This is a genomic window from Stutzerimonas sp. FeSN7 (genome assembly GCF_030263795.1).
GTDB classification, from domain to species: domain Bacteria; phylum Pseudomonadota; class Gammaproteobacteria; order Pseudomonadales; family Pseudomonadaceae; genus Stutzerimonas; species Stutzerimonas stutzeri.
In genome coordinates, this window is the sequence record NZ_JARPMN010000001.1 from 798747 (window position 1) to 823442 (window position 24696).

The following is a 24696-nucleotide window of genomic DNA, read 5'->3' on the forward strand; positions in this document are numbered from 1 at the left end:
TGGGTGGAGAGCCCGCGACACCAGGGACTCTTCCAATACTGGCTCAATCAGTGGCTGACGTAGTCGGCGACCACCGTCGCTCATGCCCTGTTGGCAGTAAACCTATTTCTGGCGGCTCCGGCTTGGACCGCTATCTGGCGTTTCAGAGGTGAACAACGTGGAACTCTTATCCGGCGCTGAAATGGTCGTCCGCTCCCTGCGTGACGAAGGCGTTAAGTACATCTACGGGTACCCGGGCGGTGCCGTTCTGCATATCTACGATGCGCTTTTCAAGGAAAAGGCCATCGAACATATCCTGGTTCGTCATGAGCAGGCTGCCACCCACATGGCTGATGGCTATGCGCGCGCGACTGGCAAGGCCGGCGTGGTGTTGGTGACCTCCGGCCCTGGCGCGACAAATGCCATCACCGGCATCGCCACTGCCTTCATGGACTCGATCCCGATGGTGGTCATTTCCGGTCAGGTGCCGAGCACCATGGTCGGCACCGACGCCTTCCAGGAAACCGACATGATCGGTATCTCCCGGCCGATCGTTAAGCACAGCTTCATGATCAAGCATCCTTCGGAAATTCCCGAAGTGATGAAGAAGGCGTTCTACCTCGCAGAGTCCGGGCGTCCAGGGCCGGTTGTCATCGATATTCCGAAAGACATGACCAACCCGGCCGAAAAATTCGAATACGTTTATCCGAAGAAGGCCAAGCTGCGTTCGTACAGCCCGGCCGTACGTGGGCATTCGGGGCAGATTCGCAAGGCGGCGGAGTTGCTGCTGGGCGCCAAGCGTCCGATCATCTACGCCGGTGGCGGCGTGATCCTGGGCAAGGCCTCGGCACAACTGACCGAGCTGGCGAAGATGCTCAACCTGCCGGTGACCAATACGCTGATGGGCTTGGGCTGCTATCCGGGCAGCGACCGCCAGTTCGTCGGCATGCTCGGTATGCACGGCAGCTACACCGCCAACCTGGCGATGCATCACTCCGATGTGATTCTGGCGGTCGGCGCGCGTTTCGATGACCGCGTCATCAACGGCGCGACCAAGTTCTGCCCGAATGCGAAGATCATCCACATCGACATTGATCCGGCATCCATCTCCAAGACCATCAAGGCAGATATCCCGATCGTTGGCCCAGTCGACAGCGTGCTGACCGAGATGGTCGCCATCGTCAAGGAGATCGGCCAGGCGCCGAATGCCGAGACCGTGGCTAGCTGGTGGAAGCAGATCGACGAGTGGCGCGGCAATGGCCGGCTGTTCCCCTACAACGAGGGCGATGGTTCGATCATCAAGCCGCAGGCCGCAATCGAGGTGCTCTGCGAGGTGACCAAGGGCGAGGCCTATGTGGCATCGGACGTTGGTCAGCATCAGATGTTCGCCTGCCAGTACTACAAGTTCGACAAGCCCAACCGCTGGCTCAACTCGGGCGGCCTCGGCACCATGGGCTTCGGCCTGCCGGCAGCCATGGGGGTGAAGCTGAACTTCCCCGAAGCCGATGTCGCGGTGGTGACGGGTGAAGGCAGCATCCAGATGAACATCCAGGAGCTGTCCACCTGCCTGCAGTACGACTTGCCGGTGAAGATCATCAACCTCAACAACGGTGCGCTGGGCATGGTCCGGCAGTGGCAGGACATGGTGTACAACAGTCGCTACTCGCACTCGTACATGGAGTCTCTGCCGGACTTCGTCAAGCTGGCCGAAGCCTACGGGCACGTCGGCATGCGCATCACTGATCTCAAGGACCTCAAGCCGATGATGGAAGAGGCATTCGCCATGAAGAATCGCCTGGTCTTCCTCGATATCGCCGTCGACACCGCCGAGCACGTCTATCCGATGCAGATCAAGGATGGCGCAATGCGTGACATGTGGCTGAGCAAGACGGAGCGGACCTGATCATGAGACATATCATTTCCCTGCTGATGGAAAACGAACCGGGTGCGCTGTCTCGTGTGGTCGGCCTGTTTTCGCAGCGCAACTACAACATCGAAAGCCTCACCGTGGCGCCGACCGAAGACCCGACCCTGTCGCGTCTGACCTTGACTACCGTGGGCCATGAGGAGGTGATCGAACAGATCACCAAGAACCTCAATAAGCTGGTGGAAGTGGTTAAGCTGGTCGACCTGTCGGAGAGCGCCCATATCGAGCGTGAACTGATGCTGATCAAGGTCAAGGCCACCGGCGCCCAGCGCGCCGAGGTCAAGCGCACCACCGACATCTTCCGTGGACAGATCGTCGATGTGACCACCAGCGTCTATACCATTCAGCTGGCCGGAACCAGTGACAAATTGGACAGCTTCATCCAGGCCATTGGTACCGCTTCGATCCTCGAGGTGGTGCGCAGCGGTGTCACCGGAATCTCTCGCGGCGACAAAGTGCTGAGTATCTAACGGCTGGCGGACACCTCGTCTCGTCAGTCAGCAACGTTTTATCGAATGGCCCACGAGGCCGGCAACAGGGGTAATTCATGAAGGTTTCTTACGATAAAGACTGCGACCTCTCCATCATCCAGGGCAAGAAGGTCGCCATCATCGGTTACGGCTCCCAGGGCCACGCGCATGCGTGCAACCTGAAGGACTCCGGCGTCGACGTCACCGTTGGCCTGCGGCCGGGCTCGTCCTCCATCGCCAAGGCCGAAGCGCATGGCCTGAAGGTCAGCGACGTGCCGGCAGCCGTTGCCGCCGCCGACCTGGTAATGATCCTCACCCCGGACGAATTCCAGGGTCGCCTGTACAAGGAAGAGATCGAGCCGAACCTGAAGCAGGGCGCCACCCTGGCGTTCGCCCACGGTTTCTCGATCCACTACAACCAGGTCGTGCCGCGTGCCGATCTCGACGTGATCATGATCGCTCCGAAGGCTCCGGGTCACACCGTGCGCTCCGAGTTCGTCCGTGGCGGCGGTATCCCTGACCTGATCGCGATCTACCAGGACGCGTCCGGCAATGCCCGTAACGTCGCGCTGTCCTACGCCTGTGGCGTCGGCGGCGGTCGTACCGGCATCATCGAAACCACCTTCAAGGACGAAACCGAAACCGACCTGTTCGGCGAGCAGGCCGTTCTCTGCGGCGGTTGCGTCGAGCTGGTCAAAGCCGGTTTCGAAACCCTGGTCGAAGCGGGCTACGCTCCGGAAATGGCCTACTTCGAGTGTCTGCACGAGCTGAAGCTGATCGTCGACCTGATGTTCGAAGGCGGTATCGCCAACATGAACTACTCGATCTCCAACAACGCCGAGTACGGCGAGTATGTCACCGGTCCGGAAGTCATCAACGCCGAATCCCGTGCTGCCATGCGCAACGCTCTGAAGCGCATCCAGAACGGTGAGTACGCCAAGATGTTCATCACCGAAGGTGCTGCCAACTATCCGTCCATGACTGCCTACCGTCGCAACAACGCGGCCCATGGCATCGAAGTGGTCGGCGAGAAGCTGCGCGCGATGATGCCCTGGATCGCGGCGAACAAGATCGTCGACAAGAGCAAGAACTGATCGGTTTTCTGCTCAAGAAAACGCGGCTTCGGCCGCGTTTTTTCGTTCTGCACCCCAGGCTTCTGGTATAAATCGCGGGTTTGGCCAGGCTGAACCGTGGGTGTGCCGATCTGGTCGAAATCTATCCGTACCTGTTGTAGAAGGTGAATGCGCATGAGTGGACAATCCGAAGAGCCGAACAAGCCAGTCGAGCCAGAGAGCATTCTGCCGATCGACGAGCATGTGGAGGAAACCCAGGAGGCCGACGGCCGCAAGGTCCGCCACCGGGGCATCTACCTGCTGCCGAACCTGTTCACCACTGCCAACCTTTTCGCAGGGTTCTTCTCGATCATCACGGCGATCAACGGCAATTTTTATGTGGCCGCGGCGACGGTCTTTGTCGCGATGGTGCTTGATAGTCTGGACGGACGCGTTGCGCGCCTGACCAATACTCAGAGTGCCTTTGGTGCCGAGTACGACTCGCTGTCGGATATGGTGGCGTTCGGTCTGGCGCCCGCTGTGCTGGCGTATGAATGGGCGTTGTCGGGGTTGGGTAATGTCGGGCTCACGGTCGCCTTTATCTACGTTGCCTGCGCCGCGCTGCGCCTGGCGCGCTTCAATACGCAGATCGGCAAGGTGGACAAGCGCTGGTTCATCGGGCTGGCCAGTCCGGCTGCAGCAGGTGTGGTGGCCGGTTGGGTCTGGGCGGTGTGGGCGCTCGACGAGACGGGTATTCGCGGCGTCGACCTGCCGCTGGTGCTGGTCATGCTCTTTGCGCTGATGGTAGCCGCTGCCGGTCTGCTGATGGTCAGCAACATCAAGTACTACAGCTTCAAGGATCTCGATCTGAAGGGGCGCGTTCCTTTCGTTGCGATTCTGGTCGTGGTGCTGGTGTTTGCGGTGGTATTCAGCGACCCGCCTCGTATTCTCCTGCTGATTTTCCTCGCCTATGCAGTTTCGGGTCCCGTTCAGTACCTGATGCAACTGCGTCGGCGCAAGCGCGTCGAGGGTTGATTTTCCCCCTGGCTGCGCGTATTGCTCGTCTGTAGTCGATACGCGGAGCTGGCCATGCTCATCAGAATCCCCGCAGGCGGTGATTGTCATGAATCCGAGGTGACGCCGGAGGCGATCTATCGAAGCCGGCGTCGCTTCATTCAGGGGGCGGCGCTTGCTGGGGCGGCCGTGGGGGTGCCCTTGCTGGCTAGGGCGGCCGAGCAATATCCCGGCGTCCCGGCGTCTCCAGCCCCGCCTTGGTTCGTTGGCAAGCTGGGCGACGCCCGCTGGCGCGCTGTCGTCGCGCAAGGCGAAGCCATCACGCCGTATGCCGATGCCACCCAGTACAACAACTTCTATGAGTTCGGTCCCAACAAAGGCGATCCAGCCCGTTACGCCGCGGAGTTGAAAGTCGAGCCGTGGACAGTGTTGGTTGATGGCGAAGTCGAAAAGCCGGGGCGCTATTCGCTCGATGACCTTTTTGCTGAAGGCCAGCTGGAGGAACGGATATATCGGCTGCGATGCGTGGAGGCCTGGTCCATGGTGATCCCCTGGCTGGGATTTCCGCTTGCCGACCTCGTTCAGATGGTCCGCCCCCTTTCAGCTGCGAAGTTCGTCCGCTTCGAAACGGCCTACCGCCCCGACGAGATGCGTGGGACTCGCTCCAGCTTTGCGTTGATCGATTGGCCGTACGTAGAAGGATTGCGCATGGACGAGGCGATGCACCCCCTCAGCCTGCTGGCGGTTGGAATGTATGGGCGGGTACTGCCTAATCAGAATGGCGCACCACTGCGGCTGGTCGTACCTTGGAAGTATGGCTTCAAAAGCATCAAATCGATCGTGCGGATCAGCTTTGTACGCGAGCAGCCGCGTACGACGTGGCAGTCGATGGCTCCTGAAGAGTATGGGTTCTACGCCAACGTAAATCCGCAAGTTTCCCATCCACGTTGGTCGCAGGCTCGTGAGCGGCGCCTTCCAGGCAGCCTTTTCAGCCCCAACGTGCGGGATACGCTGCTGTTCAATGGCTATGCCGATCAGGTGGCGGATTTGTACGCCTCGATGGATCTCACCAAGGACTACTGATGCGCTACCCGTGGTGGCGGCTGTGCGTATTTCTATGCGCCGCGAGCGTGCCTGTGTACTGGCTGTATCTCGCCTGGACGCTTGCGCTGGGTCCCGATCCGGGAAAGGTGCTGGTGGATAACCTCGGGCAGGGCGCGTTGGTTCTCTTGCTTCTGACGCTTGCCATGACGCCCCTGCAGCGGGTCACGGGGTGGGGCGGCTGGCTCGCTGTGCGGAGACAGCTTGGACTTTGGTGCTTCAGCTATGCATTGCTGCATCTCGCTAGCTACCTTTTCTTTCTGTTGGGTGCTGAATTCTCACGTTTGCCCGAAGAGTTGAGCGAGCGCCCCTATATTCTCGTCGGGATGCTCGGGTTGCTGGGGCTGACAGTTTTGGCCGCTACCTCCTCTCGATGGAGCATGCGCCGTCTCGGTAAGCGCTGGAAAACCTTACACCAGCTGATCTACGTCATCGTCATTGTGGTGTTGCTGCATATGCTCTGGGTTGTACGTGCCGATGCTGGCAGGTGGGCGCTTTATGCTGGCGTGGCCGCGATCCTGCTTGCTCTACGATTTCCAGCCGCGGCTTCTGCTTTGGGGCGAGTCCGTACGCGAAAGAACAAAGTTCGCAACAAAACCGAAATAAACGGTTGACGGCTGTTTTCAGGTGCCTATAATGCGCACCACTTCCGGCGCAGTCCTCAAGCAAAACCTCTTGTAGATCAAAAGGTTAGCTAAATAAAAGGGTTGCACTGGTGGCGGATTCGGGTAGAATGCGCTGCGCTGACAGGGTGGTGGTTGAGTCCTGTTGGTGGCTTCGGTCGGATTGATCGAAAGCGGTTGAAAGAGGTGGTTGACAGCGGTTCTGATCGCTGTATGATTCGCCTCCCGCTGACGAGAGATGCAGATTGATCGAGGCGGCAAGCGGTTGAGTAGAAAAGAAATTTTCGAAAAAACAGCTTGACAGTAAGAAAGGCTGCTGTAGAATGCGCGGCCTCGGTTGAGACGAAAGGCTTGATCGAAACGCTCTTTAACAACTGAATCAAGCAATTCGTGTGGGTGCTTGTGAATGTAAGACTGGTAGTCGCAAGATTATCAGCATCACAAAGCAACACTCGTTTATTCGAGAGTTACTCTTTCTAGTAAAGAGATTTGCGATTGCTGAGCCAGGTTTAGGGTTTTCTCAAAACCCAAGCAGTATTGAACTGAAGAGTTTGATCATGGCTCAGATTGAACGCTGGCGGCAGGCCTAACACATGCAAGTCGAGCGGATGAGTGGAGCTTGCTCCATGATTCAGCGGCGGACGGGTGAGTAATGCCTAGGAATCTGCCTGGTAGTGGGGGACAACGTTTCGAAAGGAACGCTAATACCGCATACGTCCTACGGGAGAAAGTGGGGGATCTTCGGACCTCACGCTATCAGATGAGCCTAGGTCGGATTAGCTAGTTGGTGAGGTAAAGGCTCACCAAGGCGACGATCCGTAACTGGTCTGAGAGGATGATCAGTCACACTGGAACTGAGACACGGTCCAGACTCCTACGGGAGGCAGCAGTGGGGAATATTGGACAATGGGCGAAAGCCTGATCCAGCCATGCCGCGTGTGTGAAGAAGGTCTTCGGATTGTAAAGCACTTTAAGTTGGGAGGAAGGGCAGTAAGTTAATACCTTGCTGTTTTGACGTTACCAACAGAATAAGCACCGGCTAACTTCGTGCCAGCAGCCGCGGTAATACGAAGGGTGCAAGCGTTAATCGGAATTACTGGGCGTAAAGCGCGCGTAGGTGGTTCGTTAAGTTGGATGTGAAAGCCCCGGGCTCAACCTGGGAACTGCATCCAAAACTGGCGAGCTAGAGTATGGCAGAGGGTGGTGGAATTTCCTGTGTAGCGGTGAAATGCGTAGATATAGGAAGGAACACCAGTGGCGAAGGCGACCACCTGGGCTAATACTGACACTGAGGTGCGAAAGCGTGGGGAGCAAACAGGATTAGATACCCTGGTAGTCCACGCCGTAAACGATGTCGACTAGCCGTTGGGATCCTTGAGATCTTAGTGGCGCAGCTAACGCATTAAGTCGACCGCCTGGGGAGTACGGCCGCAAGGTTAAAACTCAAATGAATTGACGGGGGCCCGCACAAGCGGTGGAGCATGTGGTTTAATTCGAAGCAACGCGAAGAACCTTACCAGGCCTTGACATGCAGAGAACTTTCCAGAGATGGATTGGTGCCTTCGGGAACTCTGACACAGGTGCTGCATGGCTGTCGTCAGCTCGTGTCGTGAGATGTTGGGTTAAGTCCCGTAACGAGCGCAACCCTTGTCCTTAGTTGCCAGCACGTTAAGGTGGGCACTCTAAGGAGACTGCCGGTGACAAACCGGAGGAAGGTGGGGATGACGTCAAGTCATCATGGCCCTTACGGCCTGGGCTACACACGTGCTACAATGGTCGGTACAAAGGGTTGCCAAGCCGCGAGGTGGAGCTAATCCCATAAAACCGATCGTAGTCCGGATCGCAGTCTGCAACTCGACTGCGTGAAGTCGGAATCGCTAGTAATCGTGAATCAGAATGTCACGGTGAATACGTTCCCGGGCCTTGTACACACCGCCCGTCACACCATGGGAGTGGGTTGCTCCAGAAGTAGCTAGTCTAACCTTCGGGGGACGGTTACCACGGAGTGATTCATGACTGGGGTGAAGTCGTAACAAGGTAGCCGTAGGGGAACCTGCGGCTGGATCACCTCCTTAATCGAAGACACCGGCTTCGTCATAAGCTCCCACACGAATTGCTTGATTCACTTGCGAAAGGCGATTGGGTTTAGACCCGAGAGTAACGATTGGGTCTGTAGCTCAGTTGGTTAGAGCGCACCCCTGATAAGGGTGAGGTCGGCAGTTCGAATCTGCCCAGACCCACCAATCGAAGGGGCCATAGCTCAGCTGGGAGAGCGCCTGCTTTGCACGCAGGAGGTCAGCGGTTCGATCCCGCTTGGCTCCACCATTAACTCTAGTCGCCGAAAGCTCAGAAATGAGTGTTTACCAGGATGAGATTGATCGCCTGGGTTGAACATTGATTTCTGGACTTTGCGCCGGAACTGTTCTTTAAAAATTTGGGTATGTGATAGAAGTAGACCGATGTGTTGCTTTCACTGGCAGCATGTCGCGTCAAGGTAAAATTTGCGTGTTCTCTATGCAAATTTTCGGCGAATGTCGTCTTCACGTTATAGACAGTAACCAGATTGCTTGGGGTTATATGGTCAAGTGAAGAAGCGCATACGGTGGATGCCTTGGCAGTCAGAGGCGATGAAAGACGTGGTAGCCTGCGAAAAGCTTCGGGGAGTCGGCAAACAGACTTTGATCCGGAGATGTCTGAATGGGGGAACCCAGCCATCATAAGATGGTTATCACACACTGAATACATAGGTGTGTGAGGCGAACCAGGGGAACTGAAACATCTAAGTACCCTGAGGAAAAGAAATCAACCGAGATTCCCTTAGTAGTGGCGAGCGAACGGGGACTAGCCCTTAAGCTTCTTTGATTTTAGCGGAACGCTCTGGAAAGTGCGGCCATAGTGGGTGATAGCCCTGTACGCGAAAGGATCTTAGAAGTGAAATCGAGTAGGACGGAGCACGAGAAACTTTGTCTGAACATGGGGGACCATCCTCCAAGGCTAAATACTACTGACTGACCGATAGTGAACCAGTACCGTGAGGGAAAGGCGAAAAGAACCCCGGAGAGGGGAGTGAAATAGAACCTGAAACCGTATGCGTACAAGCAGTGGGAGCCTACTTTGTTAGGTGACTGCGTACCTTTTGTATAATGGGTCAGCGACTTATTTTCAGTGGCGAGCTTAACCGAATAGGGGAGGCGTAGCGAAAGCGAGTCTTAATAGGGCGTCTAGTCGCTGGGAATAGACCCGAAACCGGGCGATCTATCCATGGGCAGGTTGAAGGTTAGGTAACACTGACTGGAGGACCGAACCGACTACCGTTGAAAAGTTAGCGGATGACCTGTGGATCGGAGTGAAAGGCTAATCAAGCTCGGAGATAGCTGGTTCTCCTCGAAAGCTATTTAGGTAGCGCCTCGTGTATCACTGCTGGGGGTAGAGCACTGTTTCGGCTAGGGGGTCATCCCGACTTACCAAACCGATGCAAACTCCGAATACCAGCAAGTGTCAGCACGGGAGACACACGGCGGGTGCTAACGTCCGTCGTGAAAAGGGAAACAACCCAGACCGTCAGCTAAGGTCCCAAAGTCATGGTTAAGTGGGAAACGATGTGGGAAGGCTTAGACAGCTAGGAGGTTGGCTTAGAAGCAGCCATCCTTTAAAGAAAGCGTAATAGCTCACTAGTCGAGTCGGCCTGCGCGGAAGATGTAACGGGGCTCAAACCATGCACCGAAGCTACGGGTTCAACGCAAGTTGAGCGGTAGAGGAGCGTTCTGTAAGCCTGTGAAGGTGAGTTGAGAAGCTCGCTGGAGGTATCAGAAGTGCGAATGCTGACATGAGTAACGACAATGCGAGTGAAAAACTCGCACGCCGAAAGACCAAGGGTTCCTGCGCAACGTTAATCGACGCAGGGTGAGTCGGTCCCTAAGGCGAGGCTGAAGAGCGTAGTCGATGGGAAACGGGTTAATATTCCCGTACTTCTAGTTACTGCGATGGGGGGACGGAGAAGGCTAGGCCAGCAAGGCGTTGGTTGTCCTTGTTTAAGGTGGTAGGCAGAGATCTTAGGTAAATCCGGGATCTTAATGCCGAGAGCTGATGACGAGCTTTCTTTTAGAAAGCGAAGTGGTTGATGCCATGCTTCCAGGAAAAGCCTCTAAGCTTCAGGTAACTAGGAACCGTACCCCAAACCGACACAGGTGGTTGGGTAGAGAATACCAAGGCGCTTGAGAGAACTCGGGTGAAGGAACTAGGCAAAATGGCACCGTAACTTCGGGAGAAGGTGCGCCGGTGAGGGTGAAGTATTTACTACGTAAGCCCATGCCGGTCGAAGATACCAGGCCGCTGCGACTGTTTATTAAAAACACAGCACTCTGCAAACACGAAAGTGGACGTATAGGGTGTGACGCCTGCCCGGTGCCGGAAGGTTAATTGATGGGGTTAGCGCAAGCGAAGCTCTTGATCGAAGCCCCGGTAAACGGCGGCCGTAACTATAACGGTCCTAAGGTAGCGAAATTCCTTGTCGGGTAAGTTCCGACCTGCACGAATGGCGTAACGATGGCGGCGCTGTCTCCACCCGAGACTCAGTGAAATTGAAATCGCTGTGAAGATGCAGTGTATCCGCGGCTAGACGGAAAGACCCCGTGAACCTTTACTATAGCTTTGCACTGGACTTTGAGCTTGCTTGTGTAGGATAGGTGGGAGGCTTTGAAGCGTGGACGCCAGTTCACGTGGAGCCATCCTTGAAATACCACCCTGGCAACCTTGAGGTTCTAACTCTGGTCCGTTATCCGGATCGAGGACAGTGTATGGTGGGTAGTTTGACTGGGCGGTCTCCTCCTAAAGAGTAACGGAGGAGTACGAAGGTGCGCTCAGACCGGTCGGAAATCGGTCGCAGAGTATAAAGGCAAAAGCGCGCTTGACTGCGAGACAGACACGTCGAGCAGGTACGAAAGTAGGTCTTAGTGATCCGGTGGTTCTGTATGGAAGGGCCATCGCTCAACGGATAAAAGGTACTCCGGGGATAACAGGCTGATACCGCCCAAGAGTTCATATCGACGGCGGTGTTTGGCACCTCGATGTCGGCTCATCACATCCTGGGGCTGAAGCCGGTCCCAAGGGTATGGCTGTTCGCCATTTAAAGTGGTACGCGAGCTGGGTTTAGAACGTCGTGAGACAGTTCGGTCCCTATCTGCCGTGGACGTTTGAGATTTGAGAGGGGCTGCTCCTAGTACGAGAGGACCGGAGTGGACGAACCTCTGGTGTTCCGGTTGTCACGCCAGTGGCATTGCCGGGTAGCTACGTTCGGAAGAGATAACCGCTGAAAGCATCTAAGCGGGAAACTTGCCTCAAGATGAGATCTCACTGGAGCCTTGAGCTCCCTAAAGGGCCGTCGAAGACTACGACGTTGATAGGTTGGGTGTGTAAGCGCTGTGAGGCGTTGAGCTAACCAATACTAATTGCCCGTGAGGCTTGACCATATAACACCCAAACAATTTGGCTGTTAGACGGTAAGTCGACAAACAGACCGAAAATCTGCACGAACACGCAATACCGATTCAATCACATACCCAATTCGCTGCAGCGGCTAAACCCCGAGGCAGCAACCGAATTGCTTGACGACCATAGAGCGTTGGAACCACCTGATCCCATTCCGAACTCAGAAGTGAAACGATGCATCGCCGATGGTAGTGTGGGGTTTCCCCATGTGAGAGTAGGTCATCGTCAAGCTCCTACACCAAACCCCCGATCCGCGTAAGCGGGTCGGGGGTTTGCTTTTGGCCCTGGAAAAGCGGCCGCGCAGAACTGAGCCTGACCCGTTCAGGCCGGCTGCTCCGATGCAGCCGGTGGCTGTAAAGGCGCTGCGGCGAGTGAGGTAAAAGTACGGCTGCCCGCTGCACTGGATCGAACTGCCTTCAAGAGCATCTTCCCTCTCGCCTGACGGCTCACCGCAGTGCGTATCGCTCGTTTAAGATAAGCGCTTTACTCGGATATCCCTCATGCCGGAATCGGCTGCTAGCCCAAGACTTGAAGAGCTTCCGATTGAGCAGCTCGTAGGCTGTCCGGAATGTGATCTGTTGATGGCAAAGCCGACGCTCAACCTTGGCGAGGTGGCCGAATGCCCCCGCTGTGGTTGTGAGCTGTTTCGTCTGCGCCATCGTATCGTCGGACCGGGATTGGCATTGGTGCTGGCGGCTCTGCTGCTCTACTTTCCTGCGAACTTCCTGCCGATCATGCAGTTGAACCTGCTCGGCAGAGTCACCCACGATACCGTCTGGAGTGGGGTGTTGAGCCTGTACAACAGCGGCATGCAGGGCATCGCCGTGGTGGTGTTCCTCTGCAGTATGGCGGTGCCGTTGATGAAGCTGCTGTGCCAGCTCGCAGTGTTGCTCTGCATCGCCATCGATCGGGCCAAGCCCTTGGGGCTGTTGCTCTACCGGTTCTATCACCATCTGCGCGAGTGGGGGATGCTCGAGGTCTATCTGCTCGGAATCCTGGTTTCCATCATCAAGCTGCGTGACATGGCGGAGCTGAGCCTTGGCGTCGGCCTGGCCTGCTTTGCCGGGCTCCTGGTGGTGCAGGTGTGGCTGGAGTTGGTGATGTCACCGCATCAGGTATGGGAAGCGTTATCGGAGCCTGACGATGCGCGCCGCTGACGCCGGGCTGATGGTCTGCCACGAATGCCACCAGTTGAATCGCGCCACACCAGGTATCGAACATCAGCATTGCAGCCGCTGCGGGGCGCGTGTGCACATGCGCAGGCCCAACAGCATCGCGCGCACCTGGGCCTTGCTGATCACCGCAGCATTGCTCTACCTGCCGGCGAATTTCCTGCCCATCATGACGGTGCGCATGCTCGGTAGCGGGACGCCGGATACCATCATGTCCGGCGTGGTCACGCTGGCCAAGCACGGCATGTTTCCTATTGCGGCGGTGGTGTTCATCGCCAGCATTCTGGTGCCGACGTTCAAGCTGGTCGGGATCGCCATGTTGCTGATTTCGGTACAAAGGCATCACCCGATGTCGCCGCGACAGCGCATTCTGGTGTTCCGATTCATCGAATGGATCGGGCGCTGGTCCATGCTCGACATCTTCGTCATCGCCATTCTGGTGGCGATCGTCAATTTTGGCAGTCTCGCCAGCGTCGAAGCGGGATTCGGCGCCGTCGCCTTCGCCAGCGTGGTCATCCTGACCATGCTCGCAGCCATCACATTCGACCCACGTCTGATCTGGGATAACACGGAAGCCGGGAACAAGCATGACTGACCTGCCACAAGCCAATACACGTCCGGCCTCCAGCTGGTCGGCCATCTGGATTCTGCCGCTGATCGCGCTGGCCATCGGCGCCTGGCTGGCCTGGCAGGCGTATAGCGAACGCGGCATCCATATCGAGGTGGTGTTCGACAGCGCCGAAGGCATCGAAATCAACAAGACGTCCGTGCTCTACAAGGGCATGACGATCGGTGTCGTACGCGACTTGCGGCTGGAAGATGACGACCGTCGGCAGGTGGTGGTCGCCGATATCGAAATGAATAAGGATGTCGACGGCTATCTGCGAAGCGGCACGCGCTTCTGGCTGGTCAAGCCCAGCGTCACACTGGCCGGGATCACTGGTCTGGAGACGCTGGTGTCGGGCAACTACATCGGTATGAGCCCAGCCGATGGCGAGCCGACCAAGCGTTTCGTCGCGCTGGCGGAGGAACCGCCGATGTCCGACAGTCGCATCGGCCTGCACCTGACACTCAAGGCCGAGCGCCTCGGCTCGCTGAATCGTGGCAGCCCGGTGTTCTACCGGCAGATCCAGGTGGGGCAGGTGAAGAACTATGTGCTCGCCGAGGATGACAGCACCGTGGAGGTGCAGCTCTATATCCAGCCGGAGTATGCGCACCTGGTGCGCAAGCACACCCGTTTCTGGAACGCCAGCGGCGTCACCGTCGACGCAGGGCTGACCGGCGTGAAGTTCCGTACCGAGTCCCTGGCCAGTATCGTCGCCGGGGGTATCGCCTTCGCCACGCCCGCGCACCGCAAGGACAGCCCGGCCACCGACCCGAACATCCCGTTCCGTCTCTACGAGGATTTCGACGCAGCCCAGGCGGGGATCAAGGCCGTGGTCGCGCTGCAGGATTTCGATGGGCTGCAGGCCGGACGCACGCCGGTGATGTACAACGGCATGCAGGTTGGTCTGCTGAAAAAGCTGGATATCGACTCGGACCTCAAGGGGGCGCGCGCCGAGCTTTCGGTCGACCCGCTGTTCGAGGACTACCTGGTCGAGGACACCGATTTCTGGGTGGTCAAGCCGTCCATCTCGCTGGGCGGCATCACCGGCCTCGAAGCGTTGGTGAAAGGCAACTTCATCGCCGTTCGGCCCGGCGAGAAAGGTGGCTCGCCCAAGCGCGAGTTCGTCGCCCGTCCCAAGGCGCCGCCGCTCGATATTCGCGCCCCGGGGCTGCATCTGGTGCTCACGACTGACAGTCTGGGGTCGCTGGACGTCGGCAGTCCCGTGCTCTACCGGCAGGTCCGGGTGGGGTCGGTACAGAGCTACCAGTTCTCTCGCGACCAGCAGAAGGTAGTGGTGGGAGTGCATATCGAACAGCCGTACGTCAACCTGGTGAACAGCTCGAGCCGGTTCTGGAATGCCAGCGGCATCTCGCTGAGCGGCGGTTTGTCCGGAATCGAGGTGCGCAGCGAGTCGCTGCAGAGCCTGCTTGCCGGCGGTATCGCCTTCGAGACGCCCGATCCGCAGGCTGCCGGGACGAGGAAGGTGCCGCGCTTCGTATTGCACAGGGACAGAGACAGTGCAATCCAGCGCGGGACGCCGATCGAGATCCGCCTGGCGCGTGGCGATGGACTGAGTGCCGGTACGCCCATTCGCTACAAGGGGCTGGCCGTGGGCCAGGTGGACACTGTCACGCTGAGCGATGACCTGCAGAGTGTCGTGCTGCGTGCGCGCGTCACCGCAGCGGAGTCGCGCATCACCCGCGCCGGCACCCAGTTCTGGGTCGTTCGGCCGGAGCTCGGCATCATGCGTACGGCGAATCTGGATACGCTGGTCAGCGGCCCGTACCTGGAGGTGGCACCGGGCAAGGCGGATGCGAGCGTGCAAACGCGTTTCACCGGCCAGGAGCGGGAGCCACAGAAGGCTGGTGAAGGGTTGAGCCTCGTGCTCAGCGCGGCCCGGCTGGGTTCGATCAAGCCAGGTAACGCGGTGACCTACCGCGAGGTGAAAGTCGGTGAGGTCACCGGTTATGAGCTGGGACAGAACGCCGATCGCGTACTGATCCGCGTCGTCATCGAGCCGCGCTACGCGCCCCTGGTGCACACCGGCACCCGCTTCTGGGAGACCAGTGGCTTCGGTGTGGATTTCAGTCTGTTCAAAGGTGCCAGCCTGCGCACCGATTCGCTGGAGTCGCTGCTCGAGGGCGGCGTCGCCTTTGCCACGCCTGATGGCGAACGCATGGGGCAGCGCGCTCGGCCGGGACAGACCTTTGCCTTGTTCAAGGAGCCGCAGGATGAGTGGTTTGACTGGGCGCCGAAGATCGAACTGGGGCGAGCGGCCAGTGGCAAGTGACGATCGATCCGGTACGTTATTGGTGGGCTGAGGCCCACCCTACGGCGATAGCCGAAGTGTATGAAAAAGGGCCCCGCGGGGCCCTTGTTCGTTGCAGGTGATCAGGCCGGCTCTTCGGTCCGTTGGGCTGAAGCAATGTGCTCGCCGGCGATCGGTTCGCGGCGGCTGATGTATTTCCAGTCCGTCTCGTCGATGTAGATGCCGGCCGGCCCGCTGCCGCCCTCAAGGTCGATCGCGACATGGGCCGAGACCTGAGGCTTCACCGATGCGAGGATCGGCACGAAGCCCAGCTGCAGGCTGGTTTCGATCAGCGCCTGCTGGTTGCGCTCGTCGATGTCTGCCGCCTCGTCGAGGTAGTAGGGCAGGCGGATGCGCCCGGCCTGCTCGCGATCCATCAGGTGCAGCAACAGGTACATGTTGGTCAGCGCCTTGATGGTCATGGTGGTGCCGTTGGACGCCGCACCGTCGATGTCGGTATGAATCACCGGCTGGCCGCCGACCTTGGTGATCTCGAACGCCAGCTCGAACAGGTCCTTCAGGCCCAGCTGGTTGTTGTTCGCCGCCACCAGCCGAGCCAGATACTCCTTGGCTTCCTCGTTCTTCGCGTCCTGCTCGGCGGACTGGGACAGATCGAATACCGACAGCGTCTCGCCTTCCTCGTACTGCCCGGCGCTGTGGATGATCTGGTCGATGTGCTTGAGCGCATCCTTGTTCGGCGCCAGCACGATCCGGAAGCTCGCCAGGTTGGAAACCTGGCGCTTGTTGATCTCGCGGTTGAACAGCGCCAGCTGGTGTTCCAGGCTCTCGTAGTCGCTGCGGATGTTGCGCAGCGTTCGGGCGATGTCGGTGACCGCAGCACGGCGGGCCTTGGCCAGGGTCAGCGCCTCGTCCTGACGGTGGGCGTAGGCGTTGACCAGCAGCTGCAGGCGGCGCTCGGGATCTTCCTCGCTGTCGAACTTGGCCACGCCCTTCAGGCGCACCTGGGCATACAGCGCCTCGATCTGACCGTCGACGCGCTGCAGCGCCTGCCAGCTGTCCTGGTAGTCGTTGAGCAGCGGCAGCAGGTTGTCCAGCGAGTCGTCCACCGGATCCATGTAAGGCGTACCAAACGGCAGATCTGCCGGTAGCAGCTGGCGACGTCGCAGGGCGTCTTCCAGCGTGCGCTCCTTGGCTTCCAGATCGGCCAGCTGACGGCCGACCAGCTGCAGCTTGGCGGACAGGTGCTGTACGCGCTCGGCGAAGGCGTCACTGGTGCGCTTGAGTTCTTCCTGGGCGGCCTCGGCCTGGGCCAGCTGTTCCAGCTTCGCCGGCTCCTCGGCGGCCAGGGTCTGGCTGCGGCGGAAGTCTTCCAGCGCTTTCTGCGCATCCAGCACGGCCTGATACAGCGCCTCGGCCTGGGCCTTGCTCGCCGCGCGGTCGACGGCCACAGCATGCTGGGTCTTGAGCTGCTTGAGTTCGCGCTCCAGGCGATCCTTCTGGTCGCGCAGGGCGGCACGGTCGGCCAGGGCCTGCAGCGCCGGTGGCTCGATATGCGAGAGGTCGATGGACAGGCCCGGCACCGAGAAGGTGTCGCCCTTGAAACGATCCAGCACCGCTTCCACGGCCTTGACCCAGTCGTCGCCCTCGGCGCTGATGCCTTTTTCACCCAGCGGCAGGCTGAACAGCTGGCCATTGAACAGGCGCATCAGGCGATCCACATCGGCCTGGGAGAACTCCTCGCGCAAACGCGAGTAGCTGTTGTTGTCGGCATGGTCGAGCTGTTGCCGGACCGACTTCAGGCGTTTTTCCAGATCACGCAGGCGCTCGTCCAGGTCCTCGCTGGAGAACTGACGGGACTGCGCCAGCGCACCGGCCAGCTCGTCGTGGGCGTCCTTGGCGGCGAGCAGCTGCTGCTCCAGCACATGGGCGTCCTCGACCAGGGCGAAGCGGTTCTTCAGCACCGCCAGCTCGCCCAGCCAGCGCTGGATTTCGCTGATCTCGCGTTCCAGGCGCATCAGTTCGCCAGTCGAACCGCGCTGTTCGTTCTGCAGGCCGTCCTGCTCGCGGCGATAGTGCTCGGCCTGGATCACCAGCTCTTCCTTGCGCGCATCGGCGTAGTCGTGCCAGGTGCCCAGCAGGTTGTCGAGCAGCGGTGACAGGCGATGCAGCTTGCCGCGCAGCAGCTCGCGCTGGGCGACACCGGCCGCCAGCGCCTCGACCAGCGGGCCGGCGGCGACCAGTGCCTGGTAGTCCTGCTCCATGCGGCGCACGTCGCGGAAGGCTTCTTCGGTCGCGGCGATATAGTCGACGCTGCCCGAGCGCAGGCTGTGCTCGAAGGCATCGAGGAACAGCTGCTTCAGTTTGGCAGCCGTGATCTCGCGCATATGCAGCAGGTTGATGAACAGCGCGCGGAAGGTCTTCAGGCTCTGCTCGCTGGTCGAGCGCAGCGGGATCAGTGTCATGTCCAGCGGGATCGAGGTATGCCCGCCGACCAGCAGCCGGCGCAGCTCGTCCGGCTTGGCCTCGTAGGCCTTGATGCCGGCGCGTTCGAGGTTGGCGAACAGCTCGCGCTGGCGTAGGCAGGTGCCGTTCTGCTGGTAATGGTCGAGGTCCAGCGAGCCTTGGTAGACGAAGAACTGGTGGCCGAAGCCGCCGCCCGGCCCGCGGCCGGCCACGCCGATCACATGCGGGCCGTGGGGCAGCATGACTTCGACAAGGATGTAGCTGGTGTCCGAGGCGAAGTAGAACTTGCGCGACTGCTCGAGGCTGTACTTGCCGAAGCTCATGTCCGACATGCGCGCCAGGATCGGGAACTGCAGCGCGTTGATCGACGCGGACTTGCCGAGGTTGTTGGCGCCGTAGACCGACAGCGGGTTTTCCAGCGGAAAGATGCCGAGGCTGTAGCCGGCGGTGTTCAGCAGGGCGAAGCGGCGGATGCCGTAGCGTTCCTGGCTCATGCTTCAAGCTCCTTTTCTTCGGCGATGGCGCGCGCCAAGGCGTCTTCTTCCGATTCTTCGGCTGCTTCCTCGATGAGGATGATGTCGTCTTCGCCCTCGTCCTCGGCGATCAGCTCCGGGGCGGGCAGCGGCAGGTCGCTGCTGTGCAGGCTGGCGGCCAGATCGCGGTCCTGCTGCACCGACAGGCAGACGTCGAGGAAACGGTGCATCGGCGGCAGGAAGCGGTAGACGCCGTTGCTGTCCTCGGCGAAGCCCAGCTGCGTCAGGCGGCGGATGACCTTCTCTTCCAATTCTTCCTGGGTGGTGACTTCGGCCTGCAGGAACAGGTCGCGGTACTTGTCCAGCAGCGCCGGCAGTTCATCGCGACCGAGGCTGCCACCGTCGAGCACGGCCAGCGGGTCGCGGCCCTGGTCGGCCAGGTGCTCGACGAGGATGAAGGTGAACAGCGCCAGGCGCTGGGCGGTCTTGTTCACCTGCGCGCCCATCTGCTCCGGGACGAAGTAGTAGAAGCCGCGCGGATCGCAGACCAGCTCGAAGCCGAGCGCCTTGAACAGTGCGCGGTACTGGTCCTGCATGTTCGACAGCTGCGCGTAGGGCTCCGGCTCGCTGCGCGACAGGTGATAGCCCTTGAACAGCTCGCGGAAGATCGGCGCCAGCTGGGTCATTTCCTTGAGGTCGATGTTCATTCAGGTCGCTCGGATATCGTCGGGGTGATGGTGGACAAGCTGCACGTCGTCCACCCTACGTAGGAGTCAGCCATTGGAATTGGCCACCAGCGCAAAGGAGCTGAGGCTGACGCGGTGTTCGCGGGTCAGGTACTCGCGACGTTCCAGGCGATCACGCTGGAAGCGGCTGTCGCGGGACAGGCGCGAGAACCAGTAGAGCAGCTCGTCGGTGGCGCCCTCGGGTTCCTGTTCCAGCAGCCAGGCCATCAGGTCCGGCAGCGGCAGTGCCTGCTGGCAACGCTCGATCATCTCCCGCGCGGTGCGCGGTGCGCGCGGCTGCTCGCCCTTGCGCTTGCCGCTGGCCCGCGGGAACTGCGCCGGCTTCGGCTTGAAGCGGGCCAGGGCGTAGACGTAGGCTTCGACCTGGCTGGCAGTGCCGAGAAAGGTGCTCTGAGGACGGGTGAACAGCGGCAGCGAGGCCTGTGGTACGGCGTCCAGGCCCTTCTTGCGGATCGCCGACAGTGCCAGTGCCGCGCCGCGGGTCACGGCGTTGTGCCGACGCGCTTCCTCGCGTAGCGGCAGCAACAGCTCGCGGGCCTTGCGCAGGGTCAGCTGGGCGGTGGTCTGCATTTCCAGGATGCGCGCATGAGTGCGCAGCAGGAGGTCGTCGTCCACCAGCTGGCCGAGGCGCTGCTGTTCGCCGAGCAGCTTCATCAGCACCTGCTCGACGCGATGAACGCCCTGCTCGAAGGCGCCGTCGGCGGACACCAGCTGGATCATCGGCTCGACGTACTCGTCCCAGGTCGCCAGCACCTCGGCATAGCGCTGGCGCAGCGGGATCTGGCGGTCGCTGGTCTTGGCCCGGTCGGCCACGGCGACCAGCGCCTGCTCGTCATTGTCGAGTTTCTTCAGTACATCGCGTACGCGCATGTCGAGCAGGCGCAGCTGGCGGGCCAGGTCGTTGCCGTCGCGAATCTCGAAGGCATCGAGGATATGCCCGGCCAGACGCTCCAGGTGGCGCAGGTAGGCTTCGATCTCCAGGCACAGGCCGAGGCGGTGCTCGCGGCGCAGGTAGGCGAGGAAGTCGTGGATCTGCGCGTTCAGCTCGAAGCGGTTGGGGCTCTTGGCCACCGGCACCAGGATGTCCAGGCGGATCCACTGGTCGAGCAGGGCGGTGATGTCGGTGGGCGTGCCTTCGGGTAGCTGTGCGGCGAGCTGATGGCGCAACTCCACCAGGCTCAGGGTGCCGGCGTCGAAACGCTCGCACAGCGGCTCGAGCAACGTCCAGTGTTCGGCGAGGGCACGCAGTACGCGCTTGGGTTCGATCATCGTGGCGCCAGTCCAGCCAATGAAAAAGCGCCGATTGTACTGCATTGGGGCCTGCATGATGGACGCGCAGACAATCGGCCACGCCGTCGCGGCACGCATGGAGAAGTCACCTGAACGTCATCGCTTGAAGGTTAGCCTGGCGCCATTCGGCGACCGGTCGGGCAAGCCCGAACGTCACTAAACGTGACGAAGTGTCGATGTGCTATTTCGATCTCTGTCGGTTCCCGGCACAATTCGCACTTTTTTGCAAAAAGCGAGCTGTCGGTTCCGCCGGCGACTCCCTCGGGGCACGAACAGATGATCAAGACGCCGTATTACCTCATCGACAAACAGAAGCTTCTGGGCAATCTCGAGAAGATCGCCTACGTGCGTGAGCAGTCCGGCGCCAAGGCGCTGCTGGCACTCAAGTGCTTCGCCACCTGGTCGGTGTTCGACCTCATGCAGCAGTACATGGACGGCACCACGTCGTCATCGCTGTACGAGCTCAAGCTCGGCCGGCAGAAGTTCGCCGGCGAGACCCACGCCTACAGCGTGGCCTGGGCCGACGACGAGATCGAAGAGATGGTCGCCAACTGCGACAAGATCATCTTCAACTCCATCGGTCAGCTGGAGCGCTTCGCCGAGGCGACCGAGGGAACCATCCGCGGCCTGCGCGTCAATCCGCAGGTGAGCAGTTCGGACTACCTGCTGGCCGACCCGGCGCGGCCGTTCAGTCGCCTGGGCGAGCATGATCCGGCGAAGATCGAGGCGGTGATCGGCAAGATCAGCGGCTTCATGTTCCACAACAACTGCGAGAACTCGAGCTTCGAGCTGTTCGACAAGATGCTGAGCACCATCGAGGAGCGCTTTGGCCATCTGCTGGAACAGGTCCGGTGGGTCAGCCTCGGCGGTGGCATCCACTTCACCGGCGAAGGCTATCCGCTCGATGCCTTCTGCGCGCGACTGAAGGCGTTCTCGGAAAAATTCGGCGTGCAGGTTTACCTGGAGCCCGGCGAGGCGGCGATCACCATGAGCGCCTCGCTGGAAGTGACGGTGCTCGACACCCTGTACAACGGCAAGAACCTCGCGGTGGTCGACAGCTCCATCGAAGCGCACATGCTCGACCTGCTGATCTACCGCCTCAACGCCAAGATGGCGCCCAACGACGGCGAGCACAGCTACATGGTGTGCGGAAAGAGCTGTCTGGCCGGCGATATCTTCGGTGAGTACCAATTCGATCGTCCGCTGGCCATCGGCGATCGGCTGTCGTTCATCGACGCGGCAGGCTACACCATGGTCAAGAAAAACTGGTTCAACGGTCTGAAAATGCCGTCCATCGTGGTAAAGCAGCTCGACGGCAGCGTCGAGGTGGTTCGTGAGTTCGACTTTAACGATTACCTGTCAAGCCTTTCCTGAGGCCGCAGTAAAAGGGGGTGAAACAATTGAAGAAAAACGTTCTTATCATTGGCGCAGGAGGTGTTGCCAAGGTGGTGGCCCACAAGTGCGCGCAGCACAACGACGAACTCGGTCGTATTGCTATCGCGTCGCGCAGCATCTCCAAATGCCAGGCCATCATCGACAGCGTCCAGGCCAAGGGCGGGCTGAAGCAGCCCGGCGAGATCAAGGCCTATGCGCTGGACGCCATGGACGTGGAAGCGACCAAGGCGCTGATTCGTGAAACCGAATCGCAGATCGTCATCAATGTCGGTTCTGCCTTCCTCAACATGTCCGTGCTGCGCGCCTGCATCGACACCGGCGTCGCGTATCTCGATACCGCGATCCATGAAGAGCCGGGCAAGATCTGCGAAACGCCGCCGTGGTACGGCAACTACGAGTGGAAGCACCTGGCCGAATGCCAGGAAAAGGGCATCACCGCCATCCTCGGTGCCGGCTTCGACCCGGGCGTGGTCAACGCCTACGCCGCTCTGGCCCAACAGGAATACTTCGACAAGATCGAGTCGATCGACATCCTCGACGTCAACGCCGGTTCCCACGGCAAGTATTTCGCCACCAATTTCGACCCGGAAATCAATTTCCGCGAATTCACCGGGCAGGTTTACAGCTGGCAGAACGGCCAGTGGACGACCAACCGCATGTTCGAGGTCAAGCGCACCGACGACCTGCCGGTCGTGGGCGAACAGAGCCTCTACCTGACCGGTCATGATGAGGTGCACTCGCTCTCCAAGCACCTCGACGTGCCGAACATCCGTTTCTGGATGAGCTTCGGCGAGCATTACATCAACGTCTTCACCGTACTGAAGAACCTCGGCCTGCTCTCCGAGCAGCCAGTGCGCACCGCCGAAGGCCTGGAAGTCGTTCCGCTCAAGGTGGTCAAGGCCGTGCTGCCCGATCCCGCCTCGCTGGCGCCGGGCTACACCGGCAAGACCTGCATTGGTGATCTGGTCAAGGGCACCAAGGATGGGCAGCCGCGCGAGCTGTTCATCTACAACGTGGCCGACCATGAAGAGGCCTACGCCGAGACGGACAGCCAGGGCATCTCCTACACCGCCGGCGTGCCACCGGTGGCCGCGGCGCTGCTGGTCGCCCGTGGCGAGTGGGATGCCAAGCGCATGGTCAACGTCGAAGAACTGCCGGCACAGCCGTTCCTCAAGCTGCTCGATGTGATGGGCCTGCCCACTCGCATCAAGGACGAGCATGGTGATCGTCCCTGGGATCAGGCCATCTGATTCCTGTCTGCTGAATGAAAAAAGGATCGCCTCGGCGATCCTTTTTTCGTTTCAGGGCTAACCTCAGACCGTGACCACGCCAAACAGCACGGCTGCCGCCAGCATCACCAGGCTGATGCCCCAAGCCCACAACACGGTGTAGCGGATGTGCTTGTACAGCTCGACACCGGCCAGGCCGATGGCCAGGTAAACGCTCGGCACTACCGGGCTGATACCGAAGCCGGTGTTCTCGCCGATCAACATGGCGCTGGCCACGGCCTGCGCGTCGACACCCGCGGCTACCGCTACATCGCGGATCACCGGCAGCAGGGCGAAGTAGTAGGCGTCCGGCGAGAACAGCATGCCCAGTGGTACACCGAAGGCGCCGATGATCACGTGCAGCCAGTTGGCCGAGCCTTCGGGCAGTACGTTGATCATCCAGTGCGCCATGCCGTCGGACATTCCGGCTCCTGCCAGTACGCCGAGCAGGATGCCGGCCGCCAGCATCACCAGAGCCATCTGCATGGCATCGCTGGCATGGCGCAATACGGCCTGGTTCTGCTCCGCCAGGCTCGGGTAGTTCAGCACCAGGGCGACGCCGAGGCCCACCATGAAGCAGGCGAACAACGGGAAGGCGCCGGTGAACAGACAGACAAGGATGATCAGGGTCAGCACCAGGTTGGCCCAATAGCGCCAGCTAAGCGGGCTCAACTGACGGCCGTCGTCGCCGGGTTCTGCCGTCTGCGCAGCTTCATGGCCGGCGAGCATGCCATGGCCAAGGGGGCTGCGCTGGGCGCGCAGGCCAAGGAATACCGCCAGGGCCATCACCAGTGCCAGGCCGACCGCCTGCACGGGAATCAGCGAGATCCACAGCTGCGAGGCGTCGATGCCGGTCACCGCCGAGGCGCGCGCCGTGGTGCCGCCCCAGGGCACCATGTTCATCACCCCGGCGCTGAGCACCACCAGGCACAGCAGCATTTCGCGCTTCATGCCCAGGCGCAGGTACAGCGGCAGCAGGGCCGGAATCACCAGCAGGAAGGTGGCGGCACCGATGCCGTCCAGATGGGTCACTGCCGTCACCGCGACAGTGACCACCGCTACCGCCAGCGGCTTGCCGCCGGTGCTGCGCAGCAGGAAGTTGACCAGCGGCGCGAACAGACCACGCTCACGCATGACGCCGAAGTAGAGGATGGCAAAGATGAACAGCGTGGCTGTCGGAGCCACGGCTTTCAGCCCCTCGGTGATGAACTTGCCGATTTCCCCCAGGCCGAAACCGGCGAGGGCGCTGGCGATCACCGGCAGGGTGACGAAGGCGACCAGCGGGCTGATCCGGCGCAGCAGGATCAGGGTGACGATGAGAAACATCAGGCCGAAGCCCAGGGCGGTGATCATGTCGATC

At 60.1% G+C, this 24696-nt stretch carries 15 protein-coding genes, 2 tRNA genes and 3 rRNA genes; 16 read left to right on the top strand and 4 right to left on the bottom strand.

Going from position 1 to position 24696, the window contains the following annotated elements; translation table 11 throughout:
* Positions 1–157: 157 nt before the first annotated feature.
* The 14 genes from P5703_RS03615 to P5703_RS03680 all read left to right on the top strand — a co-directional run bounded on the left by P5703_RS03615 (position 158) and on the right by P5703_RS03680 (position 15722).
* A complete protein-coding gene (locus tag P5703_RS03615; RefSeq protein WP_014597557.1) occupies positions 158–1882 on the top strand; it encodes an acetolactate synthase 3 large subunit in 1725 nt (574 codons plus the stop codon).
* A gap of 2 nt (positions 1883–1884) precedes the next feature.
* Positions 1885–2376, top strand: a complete 492-nt coding sequence (gene ilvN, locus P5703_RS03620; RefSeq protein ID WP_013983830.1) for an acetolactate synthase small subunit — start codon at positions 1885–1887, stop codon at positions 2374–2376.
* A 77-nt stretch (positions 2377–2453) separates the two neighbouring features.
* On the top strand, positions 2454–3470 hold the full coding sequence (gene ilvC, locus P5703_RS03625) for a ketol-acid reductoisomerase (protein ID WP_013983829.1): 1017 nt from the start codon (positions 2454–2456) through the stop codon (positions 3468–3470).
* Positions 3471–3623: 153 nt separating this feature from the next.
* On the top strand, positions 3624–4463 hold the full coding sequence (pssA, locus tag P5703_RS03630; protein WP_013983827.1) for a CDP-diacylglycerol--serine O-phosphatidyltransferase: 840 nt from the start codon (positions 3624–3626) through the stop codon (positions 4461–4463).
* Positions 4464–4517: 54 nt separating this feature from the next.
* Positions 4518–5525: a protein-methionine-sulfoxide reductase catalytic subunit MsrP gene (gene msrP / locus P5703_RS03635; RefSeq protein ID WP_043942249.1), complete on the top strand. Its 1008-nt coding sequence runs from the start codon at positions 4518–4520 to the stop codon at positions 5523–5525.
* Positions 5525–6157 (top strand): protein-methionine-sulfoxide reductase heme-binding subunit MsrQ, encoded by a 633-nt coding sequence (gene msrQ / locus P5703_RS03640; RefSeq protein WP_017245532.1) that lies wholly within the window; start codon positions 5525–5527, stop codon positions 6155–6157. Before msrP ends, msrQ begins: the two co-directional genes overlap by 1 nt.
* Before the next feature lie 548 nt (positions 6158–6705).
* Positions 6706–8241: ribosomal RNA gene (locus tag P5703_RS03645) — 16S ribosomal RNA — on the top strand.
* A gap of 91 nt (positions 8242–8332) precedes the next feature.
* A tRNA-Ile gene (locus P5703_RS03650) sits at positions 8333–8409 on the top strand.
* 6 nt (positions 8410–8415) lie between these two features.
* Positions 8416–8491, top strand: a tRNA-Ala gene (locus tag P5703_RS03655).
* Between the two features lie 254 nt (positions 8492–8745).
* Positions 8746–11634, top strand: a 23S ribosomal RNA gene (locus P5703_RS03660).
* Between the two features lie 134 nt (positions 11635–11768).
* Positions 11769–11884: ribosomal RNA gene (gene rrf, locus P5703_RS03665) — 5S ribosomal RNA — on the top strand.
* Together the 16S, 23S and 5S rRNA genes with 2 tRNA genes alongside form the textbook arrangement of a ribosomal RNA operon.
* Before the next feature lie 269 nt (positions 11885–12153).
* The gene (locus P5703_RS03670; RefSeq protein WP_037005208.1) at positions 12154–12810 is read left to right on the top strand and encodes a paraquat-inducible protein A; all 657 of its coding nucleotides are present in this window, start codon (positions 12154–12156) and stop codon (positions 12808–12810) included.
* Positions 12797–13420: a paraquat-inducible protein A gene (locus P5703_RS03675; RefSeq protein ID WP_014597555.1), complete on the top strand. Its 624-nt coding sequence runs from the start codon at positions 12797–12799 to the stop codon at positions 13418–13420. Before P5703_RS03670 ends, P5703_RS03675 begins: the two co-directional genes overlap by 14 nt.
* Positions 13413–15722 (top strand): PqiB family protein, encoded by a 2310-nt coding sequence (locus P5703_RS03680; protein ID WP_279641172.1) that lies wholly within the window; start codon positions 13413–13415, stop codon positions 15720–15722. Before P5703_RS03675 ends, P5703_RS03680 begins: the two co-directional genes overlap by 8 nt.
* Positions 15723–15823: 101 nt before the next feature.
* Here P5703_RS03680 and mksF read toward each other — a convergent pair whose 3' ends face one another.
* From mksF to mksB, 3 genes are all read right to left on the bottom strand, one after another.
* Positions 15824–18658 carry an Mks condensin complex protein MksF gene (gene mksF, locus P5703_RS03685; protein WP_049341788.1) on the bottom strand — a complete coding sequence of 945 codons (2835 nt, stop codon included), beginning with the start codon at positions 18656–18658 and terminating at the stop codon, positions 15824–15826.
* The gene (mksE, locus tag P5703_RS03690) at positions 18655–19344 is read right to left on the bottom strand and encodes an Mks condensin complex protein MksE (RefSeq protein WP_013983820.1); all 690 of its coding nucleotides are present in this window, start codon (positions 19342–19344) and stop codon (positions 18655–18657) included. The genes mksF and mksE overlap by 4 nt, the downstream gene beginning before the upstream one ends.
* Positions 19345–19410: 66 nt before the next feature.
* Positions 19411–20652, bottom strand: coding sequence for an Mks condensin complex protein MksB (mksB, locus tag P5703_RS03695; protein ID WP_496204223.1), 1242 nt, complete (start codon positions 20650–20652; stop codon positions 19411–19413).
* Positions 20653–20949: 297 nt separating this feature from the next.
* Here mksB and P5703_RS03700 point away from each other — a divergent pair, with 297 nt between their 5' ends.
* Positions 20950–22047, top strand: coding sequence for a carboxynorspermidine decarboxylase (locus P5703_RS03700; RefSeq protein ID WP_125871301.1), 1098 nt, complete (start codon positions 20950–20952; stop codon positions 22045–22047).
* A 26-nt stretch (positions 22048–22073) separates the two neighbouring features.
* Complete coding sequence (locus tag P5703_RS03705) at positions 22074–23318, top strand: saccharopine dehydrogenase family protein (protein ID WP_285585563.1); 1245 nt, start codon at positions 22074–22076, stop codon at positions 23316–23318.
* 63 nt (positions 23319–23381) lie between these two features.
* Here P5703_RS03705 and P5703_RS03710 read toward each other — a convergent pair whose 3' ends face one another.
* A complete protein-coding gene (locus tag P5703_RS03710; RefSeq protein ID WP_049341786.1) occupies positions 23382–24689 on the bottom strand; it encodes a CitMHS family transporter in 1308 nt (435 codons plus the stop codon).
* Positions 24690–24696 lie beyond the last annotated feature (7 nt).

What these genes read in the sequence shown, in the direction of transcription:
- mksE (WP_013983820.1), bottom strand. Translation starts at nt 19,344, where the DNA reads ATGAACATCGACCTCAAGGAAATGACCCAGCTGGCGCCGATCTTCCGC.
- msrQ (WP_017245532.1), top strand. Translation starts at nt 5,525, where the DNA reads ATGCGCTACCCGTGGTGGCGGCTGTGCGTATTTCTATGCGCCGCGAGC.
- P5703_RS03710 (WP_049341786.1), bottom strand. Translation starts at nt 24,689, where the DNA reads ATGATCACCGCCCTGGGCTTCGGCCTGATGTTTCTCATCGTCACCCTG.
- P5703_RS03680 (WP_279641172.1), top strand. Translation starts at nt 13,413, where the DNA reads ATGACTGACCTGCCACAAGCCAATACACGTCCGGCCTCCAGCTGGTCG.
- msrP (WP_043942249.1), top strand. Translation starts at nt 4,518, where the DNA reads ATGCTCATCAGAATCCCCGCAGGCGGTGATTGTCATGAATCCGAGGTG.
- ilvN (WP_013983830.1), top strand. Translation starts at nt 1,885, where the DNA reads ATGAGACATATCATTTCCCTGCTGATGGAAAACGAACCGGGTGCGCTG.
- mksF (WP_049341788.1), bottom strand. Translation starts at nt 18,658, where the DNA reads ATGAGCCAGGAACGCTACGGCATCCGCCGCTTCGCCCTGCTGAACACC.
- mksB (WP_496204223.1), bottom strand. Translation starts at nt 20,652, where the DNA reads ATGATCGAACCCAAGCGCGTACTGCGTGCCCTCGCCGAACACTGGACG.
- pssA (WP_013983827.1), top strand. Translation starts at nt 3,624, where the DNA reads ATGAGTGGACAATCCGAAGAGCCGAACAAGCCAGTCGAGCCAGAGAGC.
- P5703_RS03700 (WP_125871301.1), top strand. Translation starts at nt 20,950, where the DNA reads ATGATCAAGACGCCGTATTACCTCATCGACAAACAGAAGCTTCTGGGC.
- P5703_RS03670 (WP_037005208.1), top strand. Translation starts at nt 12,154, where the DNA reads ATGCCGGAATCGGCTGCTAGCCCAAGACTTGAAGAGCTTCCGATTGAG.
- P5703_RS03675 (WP_014597555.1), top strand. Translation starts at nt 12,797, where the DNA reads ATGCGCGCCGCTGACGCCGGGCTGATGGTCTGCCACGAATGCCACCAG.
- ilvC (WP_013983829.1), top strand. Translation starts at nt 2,454, where the DNA reads ATGAAGGTTTCTTACGATAAAGACTGCGACCTCTCCATCATCCAGGGC.